At 49.7% G+C, this 21,742-nt stretch carries 23 protein-coding genes and 1 pseudogene; 10 read left to right on the forward strand and 14 right to left on the reverse strand.

What is annotated here, in order from left to right:
- Positions 1–165: 165 nt before the first annotated feature.
- A complete protein-coding gene (locus B8987_RS08700; protein WP_020375718.1) occupies positions 166–897 on the forward strand; it encodes a DUF6062 family protein in 732 nt (243 codons plus the stop codon).
- An 83-nt stretch (positions 898–980) separates the two neighbouring features.
- Positions 981–1,289 carry a hypothetical protein gene (locus tag B8987_RS08705; RefSeq protein WP_084661271.1) on the forward strand — a complete coding sequence of 103 codons (309 nt, stop codon included), beginning with the start codon at positions 981–983 and terminating at the stop codon, positions 1,287–1,289.
- Positions 1,290–1,380: 91 nt separating this feature from the next.
- Here the strand turns inward: B8987_RS08705 and B8987_RS19990 are convergent, their stop codons facing one another.
- The 3 genes and pseudogenes from B8987_RS19990 to B8987_RS08720 form a co-directional block, all read right to left on the reverse strand.
- Positions 1,381–2,160, reverse strand: coding sequence for a transposase (locus B8987_RS19990; protein WP_242823947.1), 780 nt, complete (start codon positions 2,158–2,160; stop codon positions 1,381–1,383).
- 395 nt (positions 2,161–2,555) lie between these two features.
- Positions 2,556–3,809: pseudogene (locus B8987_RS08715) on the reverse strand (IS256 family transposase); the annotation flags it as partial.
- Positions 3,810–3,877: 68 nt separating this feature from the next.
- On the reverse strand, positions 3,878–4,105 hold the full coding sequence (locus tag B8987_RS08720) for a hypothetical protein (protein WP_084661272.1): 228 nt from the start codon (positions 4,103–4,105) through the stop codon (positions 3,878–3,880).
- Positions 4,106–4,356: 251 nt separating this feature from the next.
- On the opposite strand from B8987_RS08720, the gene B8987_RS08730 reads away from it, so the two are divergent.
- Complete coding sequence (locus tag B8987_RS08730; RefSeq protein WP_176213201.1) at positions 4,357–5,364, forward strand: MFS transporter; 1,008 nt, start codon at positions 4,357–4,359, stop codon at positions 5,362–5,364.
- A gap of 80 nt (positions 5,365–5,444) precedes the next feature.
- Here B8987_RS08730 and B8987_RS08735 read toward each other — a convergent pair whose 3' ends face one another.
- The 4 genes from B8987_RS08735 to B8987_RS08750 all read right to left on the reverse strand — a co-directional run bounded on the left by B8987_RS08735 (position 5,445) and on the right by B8987_RS08750 (position 10,499).
- Entirely contained in the window at positions 5,445–6,725 is a 1,281-nt protein-coding gene (locus tag B8987_RS08735; RefSeq protein ID WP_028963380.1) for a hypothetical protein, read from the reverse strand.
- Positions 6,726–6,759: 34 nt separating this feature from the next.
- On the reverse strand, positions 6,760–7,782 hold the full coding sequence (locus B8987_RS08740; protein WP_020375722.1) for a radical SAM protein: 1,023 nt from the start codon (positions 7,780–7,782) through the stop codon (positions 6,760–6,762).
- Positions 7,783–7,887: 105 nt separating this feature from the next.
- Positions 7,888–8,751: a 2-oxoacid:ferredoxin oxidoreductase subunit beta gene (locus B8987_RS08745; protein ID WP_028963378.1), complete on the reverse strand. Its 864-nt coding sequence runs from the start codon at positions 8,749–8,751 to the stop codon at positions 7,888–7,890.
- Positions 8,751–10,499 (reverse strand): 2-oxoacid:acceptor oxidoreductase subunit alpha, encoded by a 1,749-nt coding sequence (locus B8987_RS08750; protein WP_084661274.1) that lies wholly within the window; start codon positions 10,497–10,499, stop codon positions 8,751–8,753. Before B8987_RS08750 ends, B8987_RS08745 begins: the two co-directional genes overlap by 1 nt.
- Positions 10,500–10,668: 169 nt before the next feature.
- On the opposite strand from B8987_RS08750, the gene B8987_RS08755 reads away from it, so the two are divergent.
- Positions 10,669–11,658 (forward strand): LysR family transcriptional regulator, encoded by a 990-nt coding sequence (locus tag B8987_RS08755; protein WP_020375725.1) that lies wholly within the window; start codon positions 10,669–10,671, stop codon positions 11,656–11,658.
- A 4-nt stretch (positions 11,659–11,662) separates the two neighbouring features.
- Here the strand turns inward: B8987_RS08755 and B8987_RS08760 are convergent, their stop codons facing one another.
- Positions 11,663–12,073 carry a thioesterase family protein gene (locus tag B8987_RS08760; RefSeq protein ID WP_084661275.1) on the reverse strand — a complete coding sequence of 137 codons (411 nt, stop codon included), beginning with the start codon at positions 12,071–12,073 and terminating at the stop codon, positions 11,663–11,665.
- Positions 12,070–12,717: a DUF1054 family protein gene (locus tag B8987_RS08765; RefSeq protein ID WP_020375727.1), complete on the reverse strand. Its 648-nt coding sequence runs from the start codon at positions 12,715–12,717 to the stop codon at positions 12,070–12,072. The genes B8987_RS08760 and B8987_RS08765 overlap by 4 nt, the downstream gene beginning before the upstream one ends.
- A gap of 182 nt (positions 12,718–12,899) precedes the next feature.
- On the opposite strand from B8987_RS08765, the gene B8987_RS08770 reads away from it, so the two are divergent.
- Genes B8987_RS08770 through B8987_RS08780 form a run of 3 tightly spaced genes read left to right on the forward strand, consistent with a single transcriptional unit; the run spans position 12,900 to position 15,420 of the window.
- Positions 12,900–13,679, forward strand: a complete 780-nt coding sequence (locus B8987_RS08770) for a hypothetical protein (protein ID WP_084661276.1) — start codon at positions 12,900–12,902, stop codon at positions 13,677–13,679.
- On the forward strand, positions 13,673–14,290 hold the full coding sequence (gene dcd / locus B8987_RS08775) for a dCTP deaminase (protein ID WP_020375729.1): 618 nt from the start codon (positions 13,673–13,675) through the stop codon (positions 14,288–14,290). The genes B8987_RS08770 and dcd overlap by 7 nt, the downstream gene beginning before the upstream one ends.
- Positions 14,287–15,420: a hypothetical protein gene (locus B8987_RS08780; protein ID WP_084661277.1), complete on the forward strand. Its 1,134-nt coding sequence runs from the start codon at positions 14,287–14,289 to the stop codon at positions 15,418–15,420. The genes dcd and B8987_RS08780 overlap by 4 nt, the downstream gene beginning before the upstream one ends.
- A gap of 167 nt (positions 15,421–15,587) precedes the next feature.
- Here B8987_RS08780 and B8987_RS08785 read toward each other — a convergent pair whose 3' ends face one another.
- The 3 genes from B8987_RS08785 to B8987_RS08795 all read right to left on the reverse strand — a co-directional run bounded on the left by B8987_RS08785 (position 15,588) and on the right by B8987_RS08795 (position 17,705).
- On the reverse strand, positions 15,588–15,956 hold the full coding sequence (locus B8987_RS08785; RefSeq protein WP_051351283.1) for a hypothetical protein: 369 nt from the start codon (positions 15,954–15,956) through the stop codon (positions 15,588–15,590).
- 117 nt (positions 15,957–16,073) lie between these two features.
- A complete protein-coding gene (locus B8987_RS08790; protein ID WP_084661278.1) occupies positions 16,074–17,138 on the reverse strand; it encodes a hypothetical protein in 1,065 nt (354 codons plus the stop codon).
- 261 nt (positions 17,139–17,399) lie between these two features.
- Positions 17,400–17,705 (reverse strand): MTH1187 family thiamine-binding protein, encoded by a 306-nt coding sequence (locus B8987_RS08795; RefSeq protein WP_020375733.1) that lies wholly within the window; start codon positions 17,703–17,705, stop codon positions 17,400–17,402.
- 199 nt (positions 17,706–17,904) lie between these two features.
- Here B8987_RS08795 and B8987_RS20000 point away from each other — a divergent pair, with 199 nt between their 5' ends.
- The 3 genes from B8987_RS20000 to B8987_RS08810 all read left to right on the forward strand — a co-directional run bounded on the left by B8987_RS20000 (position 17,905) and on the right by B8987_RS08810 (position 19,987).
- Positions 17,905–18,258 (forward strand): hypothetical protein, encoded by a 354-nt coding sequence (locus tag B8987_RS20000; protein WP_242940651.1) that lies wholly within the window; start codon positions 17,905–17,907, stop codon positions 18,256–18,258.
- A gap of 94 nt (positions 18,259–18,352) precedes the next feature.
- Positions 18,353–19,531, forward strand: a complete 1,179-nt coding sequence (locus tag B8987_RS08805; protein ID WP_084661279.1) for an MFS transporter — start codon at positions 18,353–18,355, stop codon at positions 19,529–19,531.
- Between the two features lie 75 nt (positions 19,532–19,606).
- Positions 19,607–19,987 (forward strand): FxsA family protein, encoded by a 381-nt coding sequence (locus B8987_RS08810; protein WP_020375736.1) that lies wholly within the window; start codon positions 19,607–19,609, stop codon positions 19,985–19,987.
- On the opposite strand, the gene B8987_RS08815 is transcribed toward B8987_RS08810, so the two are convergent.
- Positions 19,984–20,910: a hypothetical protein gene (locus tag B8987_RS08815; RefSeq protein WP_084661280.1), complete on the reverse strand. Its 927-nt coding sequence runs from the start codon at positions 20,908–20,910 to the stop codon at positions 19,984–19,986. The genes B8987_RS08810 and B8987_RS08815 overlap by 4 nt on opposite strands.
- 64 nt (positions 20,911–20,974) lie before the next feature.
- The gene (locus tag B8987_RS08820; RefSeq protein WP_020375738.1) at positions 20,975–21,709 is read right to left on the reverse strand and encodes an SCO family protein; all 735 of its coding nucleotides are present in this window, start codon (positions 21,707–21,709) and stop codon (positions 20,975–20,977) included.
- Positions 21,710–21,742: the final 33 nt, after the last annotated feature.

The following is a 21,742-nucleotide window of genomic DNA, read 5'->3' on the forward strand; positions in this document are numbered from 1 at the left end:
GGCCCAAATCGCGGACGCTACTTCGCTAATAACACCTTCAACATAAGTAATGTACTTATGTGTTGGTGTTATTTTTTTCGTCATCATTCCAATCTGTGTGGGAAGGGAGCGAGACCTTGTCCTCATCGTGGGTTTAGGCCCGGAGGATGAGAGTCTATATCCAAAATGACACTTGTGCAGTGGATAAAAGCCCAGTGGAATCAATTTCACCGCAAATCTCAAAGACCTGAGGAAGTCACGGGGTTATCGCCTGAGGATAATGAGGCGTCTACCGTCGAAGCGTTTTCTTCCCAACAGTGTGTGATTTGTCAGGCCCAGGTGCATGCCTTAGATAAATATTTTGATATGCTGTTTTATGAAATGGTGAATGATTTTGAGCTGCGACAGATAATTCGCCAAGCGTGGGGATTTTGTCCACGCCATGTGACGCAACTGGCGACTTATGGTGATCCCTTAGGCGGATCGATTATTGTTTACGACGTCTTAAGTCATCTTTGTGACATGTCATTCCCGTACGCGAAACCTGAAAAGTGCCCAGCATGTGTTGTAGAAGATGAAGTCATCCAGCGTTATACACCATTAGTTATACAACGGGTCAGAACAGGAGATGAACACATTGCGTTATGTTGGTCGCATTTTAAGCATCTGGTGATCAGGTCGGATATTTCTCGTGATGTGCGGCAAAAATTATGGACTTTGGAACAAGAACGATGGAAGGCTTGGTTAGACCCAGTTCACAAGGCGGCCCAAGCAGATTATTTGCACCCTCAGGACCGCGACACATTATTAGTCTGGCGTCAGGTTTTAGCCTATTGGTCAGATTCTGCCGTGTCCCAGGAATCATCAAGCGCACCGCCCGCCCTTGATTCTTTACGTGAACGCCCTCACACATCATAGAGTCATGGTGGTGGTAAGAACGACCAGTTTTCTAGATGGAGCTAAGAAAGTGGCGAGAAGACAGCAATGCGGAGGGATGATGAATGGAACATCACGATGCTGACAAAGAAGGATTTGCAAAAGAAGGATTGGCATTAGCATCCTGGCGTACCCGTAATGTTTGGGGATTTTCCCTAGCTTCTTTGTTTTCGGATATGGGACATGAATTAGTCACGACGGTGTTGCCGGCGTTTTTGTTGACAATCGGAGCACCCGTTTTTGCTCTTGCAGTGATTGAAGGGATCTCTAATTTTAGTCAATCCCTATCCTCTTTGAGTTTTTTCCGCTGTAGCCGATTTCAGTCAATCTGCGGCGACTCCACAGCCGTTTGTCACGCAGATCCCAGAGGGTGAATGGGCCTCAATTATGGCGGAACAGGATGAATCGACGCCGAAGCAGCGGCCCGACGGGCCGTTCCGGGATTTCGATGAATGGGGGTGGGGTTCACGACCCCACGAGGCGGCGCATCCGCTCCGGTTGCCGTTGCCGTATCCGCCCGAGCGCCATCGCCAACATCACGATGAGGGCCAACCCGCAGCGGAGTTGCATTTTCTTTAGCCCCCGAATGGTATGGAGTTCCAACCCGAACGACACATCCAACCGACTGTTCACCCGTTCCACCGCCGTGCGATGGGCATACTCGCGCTTCCATTGATAACTGGCCCGGTCCATGGGCGTAAAAATCCGCCGATCGGTCTGTAAGGGAATGCGCAGGCCCTGGACGACGGGGCAGGTGTCTTGACCCCGGCAGGACACGCCCGCAAAGCGGGCGGGGCACCGCTTTTTGAGACGTTGGCGCCTGACTTCGAATCCGCCGTTACTCATGGTGTGAACCTGACCCGTGACCGGATCCTGACAAAAGACGTCGCCACGATAATTGTAGGTCACCGTCGAATGGCCCGGTAGCACTCGCGTGGCATCCGGGTCCCGCCACATATTCCGGATATCGATCACCGGCTTAATCTGGTAGCTATCCCAGCAGGCGGCGATCAATTTGGTATCATCATAGCCCCGGTCGGCCGTTAAAAGGACGGCACGGGACAGCAGCACCCCGTGGCGATGGTGCAGATGATCCAACATGGGCATCGCCCGGGTCACATCGGACACCGACGCTTTCGTCACCTCCCACGCCACCGGCAATTCGTACGTCGAATCCACCACCAGGTGCAGCTTATACCCGAACCACTTGACCACTTTGGTCCAGGTAGTCCCGTCCTCATGCACACCGCGGTATTCCTTCCGTCCAAATCGGCATCGACGTCCCGGCGCCCATCGGCGGTGGGGTTTTTGGCGGGCCGCACGGCCCGCGACGAGATACCCTTGCTGTCCATGGCCAAGCGCTGACCGAAATTCGGGAGCACGGCGGCGAGGTCATCCACCAGCTGCTCAAACATCCCGTCCACGGTATCCTGTTCGGCCATCAGACGATGCAGAAATCGGGTGTAGGCCGACGCGGGCGGGACGGCCGCGTTGCGGAACCCGCACAGCATGCGCAGTTGCGCATTGCGGGCCAGTTCTCGGCGAAGGCTCTCGATGCTGGGGTGTTGGAAAACCAGAGGTTGTCCCAAGCTTCGTGGAATTTCGCTAGCGCATCCTTTCTCGTGATTTAACCGATTTGTCTCGGTTTTTTGTTCCGGCGTTTTGGAACACGTGGCTTTTAAGGCCGTTTGCAACACGGGAATCTCGCGATAGCCGGGGATCCGCGTCAACGTGTCTTCGATAAAAAAGCTCGCCGACGCCAACCAGCGTAAGACTTGTTGCCCATTGGTCCAATGTTTGACATTTTGCGCATGGGTCCGAAATTGACTGTTGATGGATTCCATGGCATTGGTGTTCGCCAACGTTTGGCGTAAGAGGCCCGGCAGGCCCAATCGATGGACGGTTAACGTTTCCGCCAGTCCTTCCCGGAGACTCCCAGCGGCGCCGGGATGATCCCATTCGAGCTCTTTCGCGAGCGCTTCTAATGCCTGCGCGGCCCTGTCCGCATCCGGTTCTTGATACGCTTTCCGTAAGCGCTGGCGGACCCGATTTTCGGCCGATTTCGGCAGGTGGTCGAGCACATTCCGTTGCTTGTGGATTTGGCAGCGTTGGATGAGGACTTGGTCTCCCCAGACGTCGTGCACGGCTTTGGCTAAGGCCTTGGCCCCATCGATGACCACGAGTAATCCCTGCGCGGCCGTCAGGCCGCGAGTGATGAGATCCTGCAATAAGGCCATGACTACGGTATGATTTTCTGTCGCCCCTTCGACCAATCCCAAGACACGCTTGTGACCGTCCGCATCAATCCCTAAGGCGCCCACCACCAGATGGTCCGCTACACGCAAACCATCGATCATCACCACCACCCACGTCCGGTCATCCAACCGGCGCTGGAGAAAGCGGTCAAGGGCCTGTTGGGTGGCTTGGATAAAGCGGCGGCTCACCGTGCTTTTGCTGGGGCCTGGCTGCTCCATCGCGGCTTCAAAGGCTGCATCGGCATGGCGCTGTTGGCGGCTCGCTAAGCCATACAGCATGCGTTCCAGTACGGCTTGTGTCGCCAGCGTCGGGTCCTGAAACTGATGGTAGGTGTCTAACGGAATTTCCTCCGAGCCATCAGCGGCCCGCACCCGGGGGTGCGGAACGGAGATTTTGCGATCCCCCAAAAAGACGCTGCCGACTTCGGTCCCGTGTCGGACCGCTTGGCGTTGCGGATCATGACGGCCTTTAGGCCCTGCCAACTGCTCCACCTCGGCCGCCATCATCTGTTGCAAAACCTGCAATCCGACCCGGATCGACAGCGCCAATAACCCGTCTTCGGCATCCTGGAGGATGTCCACCCACGGCACCGTCACCGACTGTTCGGGAAGCGATTTTTTCTTTATACTGGTAGTCACTAGCGATTCCTCCTCAAGATGGGTTCAGACCTCTCTAGTAAACCAGAGAGCCATCAGGATCGCTAGTTTCAATTTCCACGAAAAATGGGGCATTCTCGGAAAACCACCCCGGCCAACACCGAATTCCACATCGCCCGGACCGGGTACGCATTCCGCCCATGCCCACGGGCGGCTTCCAGGTGGGCCATGAGGGTTTCATCCGGGACCGTCTCGAGGACGAGCACGAGGCGTTCGAGGTCGCCTAATTCTTCGAGATCTTGCCACGAAAAGAGAGAAAGTTGTGGTATGATAGCCATACGGGAGAGCTCCTTTCGGAAAATTGTGGTTGGTACTTCAATTTTACCAGAGCTCGGCCCGTTTTTCTTAGGGTTTTGCGGGTTTCGGGGATCGCGGCACGGTGTGCCGCGGGTGGGGTCAAATCGGCCGCCGGCGGCCGACCGGGAACCGAAAAGCCGCATTCCTCCGTCCATGAATGGGGGAAATTCTTTATGAGCCTCTGCGAATCCCGCGCCCCTCTACGGTTTCAAGACAGCGCAAATGCCTCTCTTTGTTAGGAGGAAAATGGGCGAATAATACGGAGTCAAGACGGTCCATTGTCGTCGTTGGCTATATTCTAACTGGAATTAAAGCGTTAATTGCGTTGGTCAGTTATTGGCCATGGATTGTGCTGCTGAGAACGTTGGCGTGGATTGGTCGGGGAGCCAGAGGTCCGATTCGAGATACTATGATTGCCGATGAAGTGCCGTCTAGTGACCGCGGCAAGGCCTATGGTTTTCGTGAAACATTTGATACACTGGGTGCGATCTTAGGTCCTTTAGCGGCAACCCTGCTTATCGCGATGATTTCTTCGCGAACGCTCATTGCCTTGAGTGCGATTCCAGCGGTACTGACAATCCTCGTGATCATGTTATTTATTCGGGAGCCTAAACGAGTAGAATTCACCAAGGAAACGTCCTTGGAATCATCTCCTTCAAAACCGGGCGAAGCGATTTCATGGCCCGAACAGTACCGGATTTTCCGCCGCGCAGTCATTGTGTTTTGGTTTAGCCAAGCGGCGCCAACCTTCTTTATCTTGCGTGTACTACTGGCCCATCCTCACGGTCTGCCTTTTTCTACCGATGTAATAGGGTTTGCTCTTTACACGATTCATAATATTTTTTATGCCGCTTCGTCCTATCCAGCCGGATTAATGGCTGATCACGGGCATCCAAAATTGGCTACGGTTACGGGTTATATTTTGTGGACCCTGAGTCTTTTAGGATTTGCAGATTTTCACCTTTTGCCTCTACTGTTCTGGCCTGTCTTGTTTATCTTTTCCGGTCTAGCCACAGGCCTTATTGAAACCGGACAGAAGACCCTGACAGTGGCTATTTTATCGCCTCATGTACGCGGGATGGGGCTTGGACAAATTGCCGGGCTTAAAGGACTGAGTCAACTTGTAGGAACTCTCGTGATAGGCGCTCTGTGGACGTTACACCAGCCCGCTTGGGGATTTCTGGTTTTAAGCGTAGCGGCCGTATTAGGCATACTGAACATGGCAGTTGTCAAGGTGTAAATCCATGACGGACAAGAAGTCATCCACCTCTCAAAGTCAAGCACCAAAAGATGTCGACTACCGAAGATGTCTTGTTTAAGCTATTCTTGAGACACGATGAGATCATAGGGCCATACAATATTAAGGATTGACGCAAAATGCTCTTCAATGGTTTCAGCAGGGTGAACATGTCCGCTCGCGTCCATGATGGATAACCATAACGGTAAAGTCCAAATGCCAAACGCATCGAGATGTTGTTGTTCCAGCCAGTGATTAATTTGTTCAAGGTAGCGGCTGACACCTTCATCGGTCATTAATGCTGTCCCATCGTTCCACGGTTTGACTAATTGGTGCAACCACTGAGCTTGAATGATTCCGCCATGAGATTCAGGATCATAAATCCACCGGGGTACAAAGGGTTCTTGACCAGTAATGAAGAGAAGAAATGCCCCCAGATTATAATTTTGCTCCCAATCTGCACTGTCCTCGGCAAAGCGTAGTAACCGTGTACTCCGAGACCCTTTATCCGCAATCAACCGGAGAATATGTTCTAAATCGGGTATTTCCGGTTCGAAAATTTGCGCAATCACATCATCAGAACATTGTAGCGCATATAATAAACGAACGGTAAGCGCCGATTGCTCTAATAATCTTTCATAGTTGACTTGTACTAACGGATAAATGGCCTCATGAATCCAGGCATGATTTCCCCTGGTCGCGTTAAAAGGCATTTTCAAAATATGACATGGGGTGCGCGGCAACGCAAGCTGAGCGGGCAAATAATTCCAGGCCGCGGACTCACTAGGACGGGATAAGATATCGGTCAGTGAGCGCAGACGAATATCTCCCATCCGAATATCCATTGCCTGTAATGCCGGATGCACGATACCATTCGCTTCGACAACGGGGGTGTGCGCTAAATCGATACGGACTACCTTGTTTTCCGCAAAATGACAAAGAATCTCATTCTTTTCGTCACTCTTGGCGTTTTGCACCCAGAATGTGTTCACTTCCTGTTCACAGGCCAATTGACTGGGAACCGCATGCAACACCTGAGCATGACCTTTTAGAGGCAGCTCTTCATCAACCAGGATCGTGACCGGCTTCGATATAAAGTGCATCCAGTGGCTATCTTCGCCAGGTGATTCCCGCCATTGCAATATGATTTCTAGCGGCGATTCATCAGAACCGTGGCTCAAAGCATAATCAAGCACAGTGCCTAATTCATGATACATGGGACAAGGGTCTTTGACGATGACCCACAAAAGAGCGTGATCAATGCGTCGCAACTCGGAAATGATATGGAAGGCATCGGCAAGTTGCCATGGGGTCTTCATCTCTACCTGCGTTAAATCCCATATCAATGTTGGTCTGAGTTGCATAACTCTCGCTCCTTGTTTTTCCGTTTATCTCTTATTATACGGTTTGCATCGACTGTGCGAGTTCTGTTCCGGGGCAACCGGGATCTTCAGCTAAATAATTTCCCGTTACGGCGTAGGCTCTTGCCCGGGAACCGCCACAAATAGCACGATAAGCACATTGACCACAACGCCCTTCTAATTTGTCGGGATTGCGCAAATCACAGAACAAAGGGGATTCCCGGTAGATTTCACTAAAACGCTGACGCTTAACATTGCCAGCCGATACGGGTAAGTAACCGGATGGGAACACATCTCCATAATGACTGATAAAGGCAAATCCTTGCGCTTCGCGAATGGTGGGACTTTGATTTAAAGGTCTAGCCATGACCCGAGAAAATTGCGGCGCTCCGACGGCTGTTACCCGAAATGACACGTCTTTTGCATAATCTCTTAGCCATTCCAGTGAGGATTCAATGTGCTTAGCATCCAGACTTTCTGATAAGCGGGCTCGTCCGGTAGGAATGACAAAAAAGACTTCCCAGCTTTTGGCTTTCAGGATTTGCACCAGGCGACCCATTTTGGGCAGATCTTGTAGCGTAAAGGGTGAAACTGAGGTGTTGATTTGAAGATCCATACCTTGATTGACGACGGCTTCGGCGATTTCTACACTCCGTGCAAAGGTCCCTAACACGCCTCTAAAGCGGTCATGTACTGCTTGGGTGGCGCCATCTAGACTAATGGAAACTGCTTGGACTCCAAGGGTTTTCCAAATTTTGATAATTTGTGGGGTTAACGAAGGCGTCACACTGGGGGCGATCGCCGTGCGGATTTTGCGGCTAACAGCAGCTTTTATAATATCGGATAAATCGTCACGTTCGAGCGGGTCTCCTCCCGTGAAAATAATCATGGGCTTAGGACGCATACTGGCGATATCATCTAAAACATTCTCAATTTGGGGCAACGTCAACTCGCGAAAGTCACGGCGTGGAATTGCTCGGGCCCGGCAGTGACGGCAATGTAATTGGCAAGCCCGGGTTAATTCCCAGGTAATGATGTGTGGTGCTTCATTGAAATTCATGATGTGTTCCCTCCCCTGGCGGTCTAATTGTATTATGACGGGAAAGCCGGGAGGGAGTTAGGACCATTAGGATCTCCTGATGGTGACCAAATGGTCCTAACTGCTTTACTCGAAATGCTCAAGGATTTGATTCCATAATGCCGCATCGACATGCCAATTTTGATTCACAATGGGTTGTTTTGAAAAACCCGGAATCTGGTCTTCATAGGGCACAGAAGGTTCTTGATAGATGAGACCGGTAACCAGTTCATCTGTCTCTTCAAGACGGGCTAAGGCGATCGCCCGAGATGTGGGACGATAACTGGGATCCTCATCTAAGTTGACTAAAGTTTTCTTATACCACTCATAAGTATTCACCCGGTTATAGGTCACACAGGGCGAGATGACATTAATCATCGCAAAACCCGGATGTTTAATGCCTTCGACAATTAAATGCGTTAACTGGGGTTGCCAGCTGGAAAATCCCTGCGCAACATAGGTAGCACCACCAGCGACAGCCAACATTAGAGGGTGTACCGGCGTATCAATGCTTCCATCGGGCGAGGTTTTGGTGTGAAACCCTATTTCGGATGTCGGCGACGTTTGTCCTTTGGTCAAACCATAGACGTGATTATCCATCACGATGTAGGTGATATTGACATTGCGCCTTAAGGCATGCATAAAATGTCCCATCCCGATAGCATAAGCATCGCCATCGCCGCCGACGGCCAAGACCGTTAAGTCGCGATTGGCCAATTTGACCCCCATAGCAGAGGGCAGGGTGCGTCCATGCGTCACGTGCAGATTGTAGGAATTGATATAATTGCCGATTTTACCGGAACATCCAATGCCCGCAATAATGGCTGTTGTCGAAGGATCAGCGCCCACCTCTACTAAGGCTTTTTCCAATGCAGCCAGTACGCCGAAATCGCCACAGCCTGGACACCACCATGATTTTTCCTGCGTCTTAAAATCCTGTAATGTGGCCATTAATGATTCACCTCGAGTTGGGCTAATAAGTTTTGGGTTTCTTGTGCAACTTCTTCCGGTAAGAAAGGCACACCATCATATTTCAACAGTGAGTGGTAGCGACCATCAAATAAACCCGCGCCCTTGAGGAGATGGGCCACTTGGCCGGTGGCATTTTGTTCGACCACCAGAATGTGGCGCGCTTTGGCGAAGAATCTTTGGCACTGATCTTTGGGAAAGGGTGAAAGGGTTCGTAACCACGCGACTGCCGCACGCACCCCGGATTTTGCCAATATCTCTTTCGCCTCTTTATTGATGCCGACGGTTGATCCAATGGCTAGTAAGACGACATCGGCATCTTCTGGACCGTCATAACGCACAGGCGTTCTGAGCTGATGAATTTGGAGAACTTTGTTGAGTCGTTTGTCCATCATGTGTTGGCGATTAATAGGATCCTCCGATACTTTTCCGTTTTGTCCATGTTCCACGCCTGTCGCTAAGTATTGTCCGTGAGACATCCCAGGCAGGGTTCTGGGAGAAATATCGTCGAGGGTAAAGGCATAGCGCCTAAAGGAATTCGCCACGGTACTTAGGTCTTGGGCGGAATAAATGGCGCCTCGGTCAATGGGGACATGAGACCCGTCGACGGCTTGACGTTCTACTGTTTGTTGCCACAAGGCTAAAGAGAGATCCGTGGCAATGATGACAGGGGTTTGAAAGTGATCGGCGAGATTGAAGGCCTCATAGGCATCTTCAAAGGCTTCTTCAACCGACGATGGGGTAATGACAATCCGTGGAGCTTCCCCATGCCCCCCATAAATCAAAGCCAACAAGTCAGACTGTTCTTGTTTGGTGGGCATTCCGGTGCTGGGACCGGCTCTTTGGGTATCCACAATCACGACGGGAGTCTCGGTCATGGCGGCAAGCCCAATAGCTTCTTGCATTAACGATAAGCCTGGTCCTGAAGTGGCCGTCATGGCCCGGGCTCCAGCAAATCCAGCCCCAATGGCCGCTGTGATCGAAGCGAGCTCGTCTTCCATCTGCATGACCACGCCGCCGACCATCGGAAAATATTTAGCGAGTGCTTCCATAATATCGGTTGCCGGAGTGATCGGGTAACCGCACATAATCCGGCATCCAGCAGCCAGTGCTCCAAGAGCCGTGGCATCATTGCCCGTGAGGACAATACGGTCACCCGGCACGGGAATGCCTAAAGCGGGAGGCGCGGGAATTTGGTCAAATTGTGCCATAATAGCCTCATAGCCCATCGATAGCGCCCGCTTGTTAGCGTTTATGATACTTTCTCCCTTTTTCGCAAAACGCTTTACGATATATTGGCCAAATGCATCTAAAGGAAGTCCCAGAAGGGCTGCTGAAGCGCCAACAGCAATCATATTCCGCATTAATAATGAGCCCTGATCCTTTGCCATTTGACTCATGGCTAATGGGACTAAAAACGCCTTGGAGTCGTCGGGTAAATAGGGAGAAAACGCGCTGTCAGCCAGGATAATCCCCCCGTCCAGCTCATGGTGATTGAGATTGATGGTTTCTTGATTTAAGGCAATTAAGATATCCGTTCTCTTAGTAGTTGCATGGATAGGTTGATTGGCAATGCGCACTTTGTAATTAGTGTGACCGCCTTTGATCCGGGATGAAAAAGATTTATAGCCGTAGACATAATAGCCCAAGTGATTAGCGACGTGGATGACGATGTCTCCCGTGGAATCAATGCCTTCGCCTTGATCTCCACCGATCTTCCAAGCCAACATAATAAATGCCTCCTCGCATAAGTGCGTCGAACGAATTTGGCGCTGTCTTTACTGTAGACCTGATGCAAAAAGTTTGAAAATGAAAAATATTTATCCTAGACATAACCCAATGGAATATCAAAATCGCTTGGAGTACAATGACGAGGATAAATAAAGAGAGGCGTCGCGCATGATTTTGTCCCATCTCAAAACATTTGTGCGGATTATTGATGCAGGAAGCTTAACCCGGGCTGCTGAACAATTATCGTTAACCCAGCCTGCAGTGACCAAGCAATTAGCTGCATTGGAAGAGAGCTTTCAAACCCGCCTCGTCATCCGGCAAGGTCGTAGACTGCGTCTGACCCCAAGTGGTGAGGTATTATATCATTATGCCAAGCGGATTTTAGCCTTGGTTGACCAAACGTATGAAGCCATTGCTGAAATTGAACGACCAGGCCAGGGAGAAATTGATCTAGGGGCCGTCTCGACCATTGCGGTGTTTTCATTGCCGAAAGTGCTGGCCATTTTTACACGGAATTTTCCGAGTCTTAGGGTACGCGTACACATCGGGGAAATTCAAGATACCTTAGACAAAGTCATTCGTCAGGATGTTGCCGTCGGTCTTGTGACGGTGCCAATTGTCCATCCCCAGGTGGATTCGGTCCCGCTGTTTCAAGATCCGGTGCGTCTGGTTGTGAGTCCTGAGAAAGCGAAAAAACTGCCCCGTGAACTTGATTTAGAAGAGTTGTCTCATATGGAGTTTATTTCCTATCAAACCCCATCGCGATTTCGGGCCTTCATGGACGGGGTCCTCGAACAACATGGGATTATTCCTCATGTCCTGATGGAATTTAATAGTCACGATTTGGTGAAAAGCATGGTCAAAGTGGGCCTTGGAGTGGCGTTTGTACCGGAATCAGTAGTCGCCGAGGATCTGGCCAATGGCAGCTTGGAGACCATCCGGGTGAAGAATTTGCCGCCGTTGGCCCGCACAACGTCGTTGATCCTCGCCAAAGATCCCCCTCGGAGCGGGGGATTGATGGCTTTGTTGACGACCTTTTTCGATCATTATCAGGTAGAACCGCGGTTATGGCCTCCATGGTATTGGGAAACGCGGGCTTATGAAGCCGCTTTGCCTTGGAACCCACATCAAAAGGAATCCAAAGAGCGTAAGCCGTAAAAGATTAGCTGTGCATTGTCGCTTGAAGGCGCCGTTCCAATGCTTTTTGCGAAATGACGGCTGAGGTTAAACGGACCTCAACAATATCGCCAAAATCATCATGCCCGGTAATGTCCCAAGTGAATTTATTGCCATCGCGGGCGGCGAGTGTCACATGAATTGTGACGGTAGAGCCCACGGGAGTCGGACTGTGATGAGTTAAGGACACATTGACGCCGACAATGAGGCATTGATCATCTAAGAACGGGAGCAATGCTTCAGCAGCGGCCTTTTCACACAGTCCTAAAAGCACCGGGGTTGCCAAAACTGGGACCGGCGTAGGATTTCCCACGGCTTGGGCTGTCATGTCATCTGTCACCCGAGCTGTTAAGTCATAAATTAATTGATCGGGAATGTTATCTAATGAACAGGTCATTTGCTTAACGCCTCGCTGGGCACGGAGCCCAAGTATAATGGGGATAGATGGACAATAGCATTATATGCTCGGGTAATTAATTCGGCCTTACCGACGATGGGGTTGGTTCGTTCGAAGATGACACCGACAGTAAACCCATGACTTTTGACTTCGGTATGGCGGATGATCTCTTGCATTTTTTCTGAGGTGATATGTTCTATAGGAAATGGGTCGACGCCGTGATCATCTTTGTACCAATAAATTGTGGAGGGATCGGAGAGTTGAAAGGCATCTTGACCACGGCTTTTGAGATATTGCAAAAGAATCGGTTTATCGTCTTCGCCTTCACGCTTGACGACAAAGCGGACAAACACATAATCTAAGGTAATGCCGACTTCAAAATGGGCAAACCGTTTATAACCGCGTTCGTTGCGCGAAAATGAAACCCAGGTATCATCTGGGGGATTTACGCGTCTTCTAGCATGAGACGCTGTATGAGGATAAATCGGATGATGCAGGAGTTCTGACAATTTGGGCGCTAAATCGTCCCCAATCATGGCGAGTTTAGGACGGATGCGGGTTCGAACAGCGCTCATACGGTCGTGAAATTCGGGAATGAGAAAAATATTAAAATCATCTTGAGTAAATCCTGTGAATTGATACATGTTGGATCCTTTCTACAATTTTAGATTGTATAGGGTAATGGTAGCACAGCTTGATCGCTCGGCCAAATGACAGGGGCAGGGCGGATGACACAAATTTCGGGATATCCTGCCAGGATGTGACATTCTAAGGCAAAGGATTCTCGCCGTGAGATGGCGAATTAGCAGGGGTGAGGAGGATCAGTGTGGAATCATGGCATGAAATTGCATGGCAAAAATGGCAGGATGAAATGACGAGCGGGTTGTCCGAAGATATTCGTCAAGCGCTCGAGGAAATGGATGGACCATCCCGGGCCATGTGGATAGCGCGCCTGAGGCAAAGTATTAGTCCCTGTGCGAAGATTATGGCGCAATATCTGAAAACCGGTGACAAACCGTGGGTGATTGCCCCGGGATTACAGTGGGATATTGTAGAAACCCGTCATATGATTTTTATGGCTTACCCCGAATATCTGGGGGAAGATCCCTTAGCAATGGCGGCTATCGGCTTATTATGGGCGGCGTCGGATGTTGAACGGATGGAGGTTATCGTCAAGAAACTTGGACCCGCTGCCTTATATGCCTGCTATGAGGGACAATTGCCGTCGTCTTTGGAGAGTCTTTTTGGCGTATTGTGGCATAATTACATCCAGAATTTTGGACTTGATGGAATCCGTTCTGAGGTGCGACAATTTTTTTCACAGGCGAGCGGTGCGGACGTGCCCGTCACCAATATTGCGTTGGCACCGATGCCCGGGTATGCAATGTATTTAGAAGAGCTGAACTATGGCGTCGTGCCGCATGAAACATCCGGTGAGAGTCCCAAAGACATCCCAGCTGTTCTGGTGGCTCTCCATTACGTCCCGGCCCCTATGCGTAAAGGAGCGGCGCTTTTAGCCTTTAAGGCCATTGAGGGACGGATTTTAACCGATCAATGGCAAAAAGCCGCGCTAATGGAAAAACGAGATGGGGTGGACTTATGGTAATTGGGGAACAAGTATTAAAAGAGCGCATGGAAAAATCTTTGCCAGAACGTCTTATTGTTACACCCCTTTTGAGTCCTGAGCAGATCAAGGGGGGATCGGTTGACGTGCGTTTAGGGACGGAATTTATTTTGATGAAACGGTCGGCACGAGGCCCTATTGATCCCATGAATATGGATACGGGGTCTTCGGTGGATTATCAGGAACGGGTTCATGTGGATGTTGGGGACAAAATGATTTTACATCCCAACCAATTAGTCTTGGGCGTGACTTTAGAGTTTATTCAAGTGCCCCCGGATTTGATGGCTTACGTGATTGGCCGCTCATCATGGGGACGGTTGGGATTGATGGTGGCCACCGCGGTGATGGTTTCGCCGGGATACCGCGGGAGTTTAACTCTGGAATTAGCTAATTTGGCTGACACCCCGGTTTATTTATATCCGGGGACTCGGGTGGCACAACTGGTGTTTCATCAGGTGGAGGGAAGCCATATCGCCTATGCTCAACAAGGTGGGAAATATACCGGGCCTGTCGGTCCCGAATTCTCCAAATTATCGCTAGATCAAGATTGGCGAGCCATTAAACTCATTGGCGCGGACAGGGCTGGGGCATGAGGGTACTTAAAAAACCTGCTGCCGTCTGGATCGCCTTTGGTATGTTTAGCCTGGTGGAATTGTGGCTGGCGGTCCATTTTCGGGAAAATGACGTAGGCGAATATCACCGCTATGCTCTTCTCGCCTTAACACCACCTTGGTTGCATCACTGGCCCAAAGAGTATCCGGCCATGTCCCAATTTATTTTTTTATTGCCATTGCTTTTACCATTTTCCTATCGCTTCAGTTTTGCGGTTTTGACTTTGGTGGCGCTCGCTGTATTGCTGAGTGAAGGAATGAAACATCATGGCACGCAGTGGGGCATCAAAGTGTTAGGTTATCTTAGCGTGGGTACCATTGGGCTCTTTTCGGAACGCTATGATATTTTTGCGGCGCTCTTTGGATTTTTAGCCATTGACCAAGCGCTCCAAAAACACTGGTCTTGGGCGTGGACGTTTTCGGTTATTGGGTTTTTGTTGAAATTGTTTCCCGCTGTTTTTTGGCCGGTATTTCTTATTGCAGAATGGCGAGAAACCCACCGAATTCGGTGGGACAGGTTGGCTTTAAGCCTTTTAGCGGGTCTTGCTATGGTTGGATTTCAAGCCTTGTTGGCTTCCCATCAAGCCTTTACATCCTACCGGTATTTGTTAAATCGTCCTATTGAAATCGGTTCCTTAGCGGCGAGCTTAACCGCTTTGCTATCGCACCCCCATTTGTTTTATGCCTTTGGATCGGTTGATGTAACAGCTCATGGTTTAGCACATTTCATAGGAGACAGTTTAACCCTTGTTGGCATCATCAGTTGGCTGGCGGTCTTTTGGGCGCAATGGCGAGGATCGTTAGATATCATCGAGGCAGCCATCTTAACTTTGGGTATCTTGTTACTCACGACCAAGGTGTTTTCGGCCCAATACCTCATTTGGTTAGCTCCAATATTAGCGCTGAAGCGCGGGAATCTATCTTTTATCTTAGCTTACCTGCTCACCTCTTTGGGATATCCGGTAGGCTATGCGATTCGGGGAATGTTTCCATGGGTCATTTACATCTTTGCGGCACGCAATCTATTGCTGACATCAGGATTTGTCCTATTTGTTTGGAGACAAACACGCTCTGTCTCGTCTATCGTATACAAACAGGGCATTAGCCGGTAATACGGCCAAGACCAATCCACCATTCATCGCCCTAACGAAAGGCCTGTTAAATAGGAGATGTCACATGTTGGCGGCGTTTTGATGTCGGATTAGCCCTTACACTTCTTTCCGGTTCAAGGGACTTTTTTGGGTCGAGCTGTCTATGTGATTAAAGCCAGCGTATTTTGCTATTCTTTACCAGAGGTTGAATTAGGAGGTATTTTCCGGATTTTAGTGGGATAGCTGAGTTTATAGTCCGGGACCAAAGGATGTTCGAGTCTGACCTCTTCACGGTAACCGCGGTAGCCTTTCAGATACTCTTTAACCCGTGCCTCAAACTGGATACGGTCTCCGGGTTCCAAATGGACTTGTTGAAATCCTTTGGTCAAGGAGAACCAAATATGATCTGTCACGAGTTGCCCCTGGTCATCCAAAACATCGACAAATAGTAGAGTGGTGATGGGATTTCCCCGAAAGGCAGGCTTCTGCCCAAATCGTTTAAACGTGGCTGTAAAAGTCGCTCGCATCTCATCCATGGCTTGTAGACGTTTTCGCATGAACACTTTTCCTTTCCGAATATCGTCAGGGCTTATAAGGGCGCGGTAAGATAATCCCCGAACTCCGGGAATGGGGAACAAAAGGGTCAGATCGTTGAGGCAAAAAGTTCAGTGATTCTATCCTGCGGATTTTGTGACGTGAGTGTCGCGCTCGACTATGCGGTGCCATAAAGGTAACTTGAGTAGTTGCGCATAAGTGATTAAGGCAACCAAAATAATGGCGCCGCTATTGGGATCTGTGCCCATGCCGCCTAAGATGCCAAAATCTTGACCGAACCACCAGGTGCTAAATGTCACGGTGAGACTTAGCCACCATGTTAACGGTGAGCGTGGTGAAAATGTCCACAGGAAGCCAAGAAGAAAAAATGTCAGGACGAGCGCTGTATTCCACAACAAGGGGTATTGGCCTAACGAATGAGCCCATGCATACAGGGGCAAGGAAAAGATATGGGGTTGGGGCATTTCGGCCATGCTGAGAATATAGCTCGATAACCCCCCGCGATTCCACCAGCCAGAGGAAGGAAGCGCTTGTAACAGGGCGACAAAAAACCATAGGCCTGCCATGAATCGTTGTAGCATCTTAATGGGACGCGGGGAATGCCAAAATTGTTCCGGAACCAACAAAAAGATGGCGGCGAGTACATAGAGTAATACCGATCCGGGTGCGCCTTCCAAGACGCTTCCCCCCACAAAAATGCCGCCTAATGCCTCGCCGCCAATCCACACGGCAAGTCCCCAAAACACCGAGATCCATAAACCCAGTCGCCGATATTTGCTGTGGCCACCAAGGAGAATAGTTAGACCAATGCCGATTTGTATCCACGTCGCGAATTCATTCCACAAGACGGGATTCAACGACCACAAGGTCATAGACCACTTGATGATAATGTTAAGCGGCCATGGCTGTCCGCTAATTAAAGGGGCTAACACGCCACCAATAAAGCGCGTGATCATCGACGGTTGTGCCTGTAAAAAGCCATCCAACAGCCATAATGAGCCTAATGCTCGTGCTAACCATTCATAGGCATGCAAAAAAGAATGTGGGTAAGGAACTGGAGGAAGGTGTTGTCCTTTTCGTGAGAGCCATCTTACAACCAAAGTGATGAGAACAATGGTGGCAATCAAGAAAAAAAGTCCATAAAACAGCTGTTGTTCATGGCTCGGTGGCAGAAAGGATCCCATATTGGAAACGCCTCCGCGATTTGACTTAATGATCTGAATTCGGTGTACGACAACATGTTATGAATCATACGGTAATTCACATTCGCCTTAATGATTTATGGCTAGAGTAGCATAGCCATCGTCCCAATGACATGGTGAAATGGAGCTACAGGTGTTGGATAAAAGAGTTCAGAAAAGTTAAAAAGTATAACAAGGTAATCAGTAAAAAATGACCGTTCCGACCACGAATACTCGGAACGGCAAGAGAATACTTAAGGCTTATTAGGCTTCCAAATTATTGATGACGCTATCGACCATGTCTTCCATATGTTCTTCACGGTCTTGACGTTCATCAATAGTGATCGTTGTGACCACACGTTCGCATCCGAGGTCAAAAGGAGCATCATGCATAGCCCGGGCCACCGACATTATTGAGGGGAGAGGACCTTCTAAAATTGTTGAAGTCGGGGTTAATACCGCTTCCACATCTTCATTATTTTCAGCGACACGAAAGCATTGGCGAATATAAGAAGAGACACTGGCATCGTCAGTCCCAACCGGCCAGACCTTGATTTCAGCAATTGCCATTGGACAATACCTCCTTCTGTTTTGGCTATTTCAGTGTTTTTTCGTCATCTCAGGAAGGATCGACAGGTAGGTGCTGTGGAGTCATCCCTTATGTTATCCCGCTTGGAGGATTTTTACCCAGGGAAATCCTGATGAGCACGGATTGGTGTATGGTACTCCTTGAGCCTGATCATACTAACGGCAATAGGGAGGGAAGGCGATGGAACAAGATAAGGCATATAACTCGGAGCATGAAAATGAGCACCAAGGACAAAGAAATGAGGAGAAAACTCGAACGCACGGAGAATCTTCTCATCAGCCCTCACAAACTCATGACCGATATGCTACCGAATCGGTGAATTCGCTCAATGAAGCGATACGCAAAGAATTGGGTTATTTAGACATCGTGATTGCAACCCCTTTTCGGGCTGTTCGGCGCACAATGGGAACAGGATCCTCACCCTGGGCAAAAAGTCTCGATGAATTGACGTGGGCTCTAGAAGGCATGGCTCGGGTTCCTGTAAAAATGTTGCAATCGGCTTTTGGAGAAAATTTTTCTCAAAAGGACCGCTAAGCATTATCGAATGGTCTAGCCTCCTTTGTCCCCGCGTAGACGTGTAAGGACACGACGTTGTCCTAACGGGTGTCAATGCCGGGGAGGGACAGACATGGGAAAAAAGCTCGGGATGACCCATGACCTGTGGTGGTTAACTCTCTCCATGGGATTGTGGGGATTAGGCTTTGGCCTATATGGGATTTTATGGCCGCTATACATCGAAAAATTAGGGGGCAATGCCGTTTCTGTTGGCATCATGTCGACGATAGCGGGCATTGCCACAGCACTTGTCGTATTTCCGGGAGGATATTTGGCCGACCGCATAGACCGCCGGACAATTGTCTTGTGGGGCTGGATTTTGGGGGTGCCGGTACCCTTTTTATTTGCATGGGCCCCATCCTGGCAATGGCTTATACCCGGGGTTTTATTGTATTTTGGATCGGCGTTTTCTACACCCGCTTTGCAGGCCGTTGTTGTGGAAGAAGCCCAATCGAATCACCTATCGACAGCTTACAATATCGTGATGAGTGTTTTTGGCGCGGGGATGGTTGTCGGCCCGCCTATTGGGGCATATTTAGCCACGCATTGGTCATATCAGACGGTTTTTATTCTTAGCGGTTTCTTATATTTGCTTTCCACTTTGGCGATTGTGCCGGTTAAGAGTCATCCACCCCAACAATCCATCAAGCCCAAACGACCGAGATGGACTCCTAAGGGGCGGCCCAGACTTTTTCAATGGATGATGTTTGCCGCGGGCCTAGCCATTGTGCAAGGCATGGCTTTTCCCTATGTGGTTCCGTTTTGGAAATCAGTCAGTCACTTTTCCCTACAAACGATTGGCTATTTAGGTAGCCTGGGCATTTTGTGCGGCACTTTAAGTGGACCTGTCTGGGGCAAAGTCGGTGAGAAATATGGGATTACCAATACCATTGGATGGGGACTGGGCCTGGTAACTCTCGGCTGGTTAGCGATTTTATGGGCACCAACGAGCGTGACATGGGCCTTGATCTCCGGAGTTTTTCGAGGAACAGGCGAATCCGCCAGGGGGCTACAAGGGGTGGCCGTGGGCAGAGTGGTTCGGCGTGAAGAAGCGGGAACTGCTTATGGATTATTTAACTTGGTCACAGAAAGTGCAGGTGCGTTGGCTCCTTTACCAGGCGGCCTTCTTTATACGCACTGGCCCTATGCACCATTAATCTTGGCCACTTTTTTAACCGGGTTAATTGCCTGGTGGCTTGTTAATGGATTACCTGGGCGTCCTTTACCCCCGCCTCCTGTGATGGAGTCTTAAGCGTGGTACACTAGAAGAAGAGACCACCACACTTAGGCGTTGAACGCTTTCATGCGGGGAAAGGAGAGGTATAAAATGCTAAAGCGACTTTTAGCTCTCTTCTTAGTTGTGCCGTTAGTGGAGTTATTCTTGTTATTTCTCATTGCCCATTATTTGGGATGGGGATGGACTATTGGCATTACCTTGGTGTCATCACTATTAGGCGCGTACTTGGCCAAAATCAGCGGTAAGCAGTGGTGGGAAACCGTCAAACGGGAATGGGCGTCTGAGGGTTTCCCCGTTCACAGGTTAGGTGAGGGGGCATTACTGCTCATTTCTATGGCCTTTATGATTACGCCAGGCCCCTTAACCGGCATTATTGGCTTATTATTTATGATTCCGAAAGTTCGTTTGGGAGCTGCCAGGCTCATCGCCCGCTGGGTGTCCAACCGCTTTCTGGAACGGCTCTGGCGTTAAGAGGCTTGCTTGGAGTGAGTCAGATTGTGCCGCATAAAAGGGAATTGTGAGCCTAATAAGGTCCAAATGAGCAGGGCAAATGGCAAAATCATTCCCGGGTCGGTACCCGTCCCGCTAAATAGCGTACCAAAAGCTTGGGGAATAGCCCAAATAAAGAAGAGCCAAGCGCCGGTTAAAAGCCATGTCCAGCGGGATTTAGGCCGGAATAAACTTAAGAGTGCCAAGATTAACAAGATAGCGCTATAAATCGCATTTTCCAATACCGGATGTAATTGACTGGTGATGACCATCGCATTAATAGCCATTTGTAGAAGAGTCGGCTCATTCCCGTTCATGGTGATATCACCAAATTGGGCCGCAAGTCCTTGCGGGGTCCAAAATCCCGATGAAGGAAGCACCTCCCAAAGAAAAGTGATGACCCAGAAAATAGCGAGGCCATAACGGGCCACGTTATAAATGCGTTCTTCGGTCCACCAATCCTTACGTTGCAACAATAACATCGCGGCCATGGCATAAAAAGGAATTGAACCGGGAGATCCTTGAATGAAACTTGGCGAACCGGACACTAACCCTCCTAAGCCCTCGGCGAAAATCCAAACGACGGCTCCCCAAAACAAGGACAGCCAGAGTCCCAATCTTCCTGCCCGGCTATCTGGTCCTTTGAGAATAAGAAGACCAATAAGGGCTTCAATGATGAATAGTAAGATATTGGATAACATGCCTAGTGAAATCCAAAGGCGAGCTCCTTGAGTCATAATGTGAAAAAGCCACGGAGGCTGGGAATCTGTGGCGGCAGGAGCCAGTACGTTAGCTATGAGCAGCGCGTGAAACATATCAGGCTGGATTTTTAATAATGCATCAAAAATCCATAGAAGCCCTAATCCATAAGTTAACGCCCGTCTGCGGTCAAAAGGCATTGTCATGATGATCCTCCTACACTCTTCGACGATTGAAATTTAGGGATCCACATTCTCTCAGGTTCTGAAATCAATGTTGAGCCAAGGCTTTTGCATATTGCACAATTAACGCGGTATATGACGTACTTAAGGACTTATCCGCTGAGCCACCTACTAACCACCGTTCATGCCCATGAGGGCCGATAAAATAGATATAGCTGGCGTGATTCACGCTTTTTTGTTTGGGCAACCGCTGGACCCAAATATAATACTTGCGCCACACAGCTTCTAACTGCCTGGTTGTTCCGGTCACAAAGTACCAATTTTTCATGGTGGTCAGACCATGTTCCTGGTCAAATTTTTGCAACGACTGGATAGATTCCCAATAAGGATCGACGTTGAACCCTACAAACACTACATTTTTTGCGATAGGACCCAATTCATGATTAGCCGCCACAATTTCTCCCGCTAAAACGGGACAGACCGTGGTACAGGTGGGGTCCATCGGCGTGAGGACCACAACTTTCCCCCGAAATTGGCTTAAACGAATAAGGTGTCCGTTTTGATCGGGGAGTGCAAAATTGGGAGCCATTTTCCCTTGTAATGGTGTCAGGATCCCTGCATCCGCGGCTTGTTTGGCCTTCTCAGAGGGTTTCAATGCCGTCAATTGGACATTCGCGGGTTTAACAGGGTGAGAGGTTGTCCCTCTCATCCCCCACCACAATCCTGCCGAGAGCGCCAAGAGCGATCCCGCAATAGCGATCCATTGTGTGAGTTTTTTGTTCGCTTGACTGTGACCCATGGCACCATCATTTGGTGTTGGCATTATCTTTTTACACCCCTCAAGTCGTTGTGATGC

Source organism: Sulfobacillus thermosulfidooxidans DSM 9293 (assembly GCF_900176145.1).
GTDB lineage: Bacteria > Bacillota > Sulfobacillia > Sulfobacillales > Sulfobacillaceae > Sulfobacillus > Sulfobacillus thermosulfidooxidans.

Coding starts and splice junctions, on each gene's coding strand:
- B8987_RS08785 (WP_051351283.1), bottom strand. CDS start 15,956: ATGCGAAAACGTCTACAAGCCATGGATGAGATGCGAGCGACTTTTACA.
- dcd (WP_020375729.1), top strand. CDS start 13,673: ATGGTAATTGGGGAACAAGTATTAAAAGAGCGCATGGAAAAATCTTTG.
- B8987_RS08705 (WP_084661271.1), top strand. CDS start 981: ATGGAACATCACGATGCTGACAAAGAAGGATTTGCAAAAGAAGGATTG.
- B8987_RS08735 (WP_028963380.1), bottom strand. CDS start 6,725: ATGCAACTCAGACCAACATTGATATGGGATTTAACGCAGGTAGAGATG.
- B8987_RS08760 (WP_084661275.1), bottom strand. CDS start 12,073: ATGACCTGTTCATTAGATAACATTCCCGATCAATTAATTTATGACTTA.
- B8987_RS08755 (WP_020375725.1), top strand. CDS start 10,669: ATGATTTTGTCCCATCTCAAAACATTTGTGCGGATTATTGATGCAGGA.
- B8987_RS08720 (WP_084661272.1), bottom strand. CDS start 4,105: ATGGCTATCATACCACAACTTTCTCTCTTTTCGTGGCAAGATCTCGAA.
- B8987_RS08750 (WP_084661274.1), bottom strand. CDS start 10,499: ATGTTGGCTTGGAAGATCGGTGGAGATCAAGGCGAAGGCATTGATTCC.
- B8987_RS08815 (WP_084661280.1), bottom strand. CDS start 20,910: ATGACAATGCCTTTTGACCGCAGACGGGCGTTAACTTATGGATTAGGG.
- B8987_RS08810 (WP_020375736.1), top strand. CDS start 19,607: ATGCTAAAGCGACTTTTAGCTCTCTTCTTAGTTGTGCCGTTAGTGGAG.
- B8987_RS08795 (WP_020375733.1), bottom strand. CDS start 17,705: ATGGCAATTGCTGAAATCAAGGTCTGGCCGGTTGGGACTGACGATGCC.
- B8987_RS08700 (WP_020375718.1), top strand. CDS start 166: ATGACACTTGTGCAGTGGATAAAAGCCCAGTGGAATCAATTTCACCGC.
- B8987_RS08765 (WP_020375727.1), bottom strand. CDS start 12,717: ATGTATCAATTCACAGGATTTACTCAAGATGATTTTAATATTTTTCTC.
- B8987_RS08790 (WP_084661278.1), bottom strand. CDS start 17,138: ATGGGATCCTTTCTGCCACCGAGCCATGAACAACAGCTGTTTTATGGA.
- B8987_RS08740 (WP_020375722.1), bottom strand. CDS start 7,782: ATGAATTTCAATGAAGCACCACACATCATTACCTGGGAATTAACCCGG.
- B8987_RS08805 (WP_084661279.1), top strand. CDS start 18,353: ATGGGAAAAAAGCTCGGGATGACCCATGACCTGTGGTGGTTAACTCTC.
- B8987_RS20000 (WP_242940651.1), top strand. CDS start 17,905: ATGGAACAAGATAAGGCATATAACTCGGAGCATGAAAATGAGCACCAA.
- B8987_RS08745 (WP_028963378.1), bottom strand. CDS start 8,751: ATGGCCACATTACAGGATTTTAAGACGCAGGAAAAATCATGGTGGTGT.
- B8987_RS08780 (WP_084661277.1), top strand. CDS start 14,287: ATGAGGGTACTTAAAAAACCTGCTGCCGTCTGGATCGCCTTTGGTATG.
- B8987_RS08820 (WP_020375738.1), bottom strand. CDS start 21,709: ATGCCAACACCAAATGATGGTGCCATGGGTCACAGTCAAGCGAACAAA.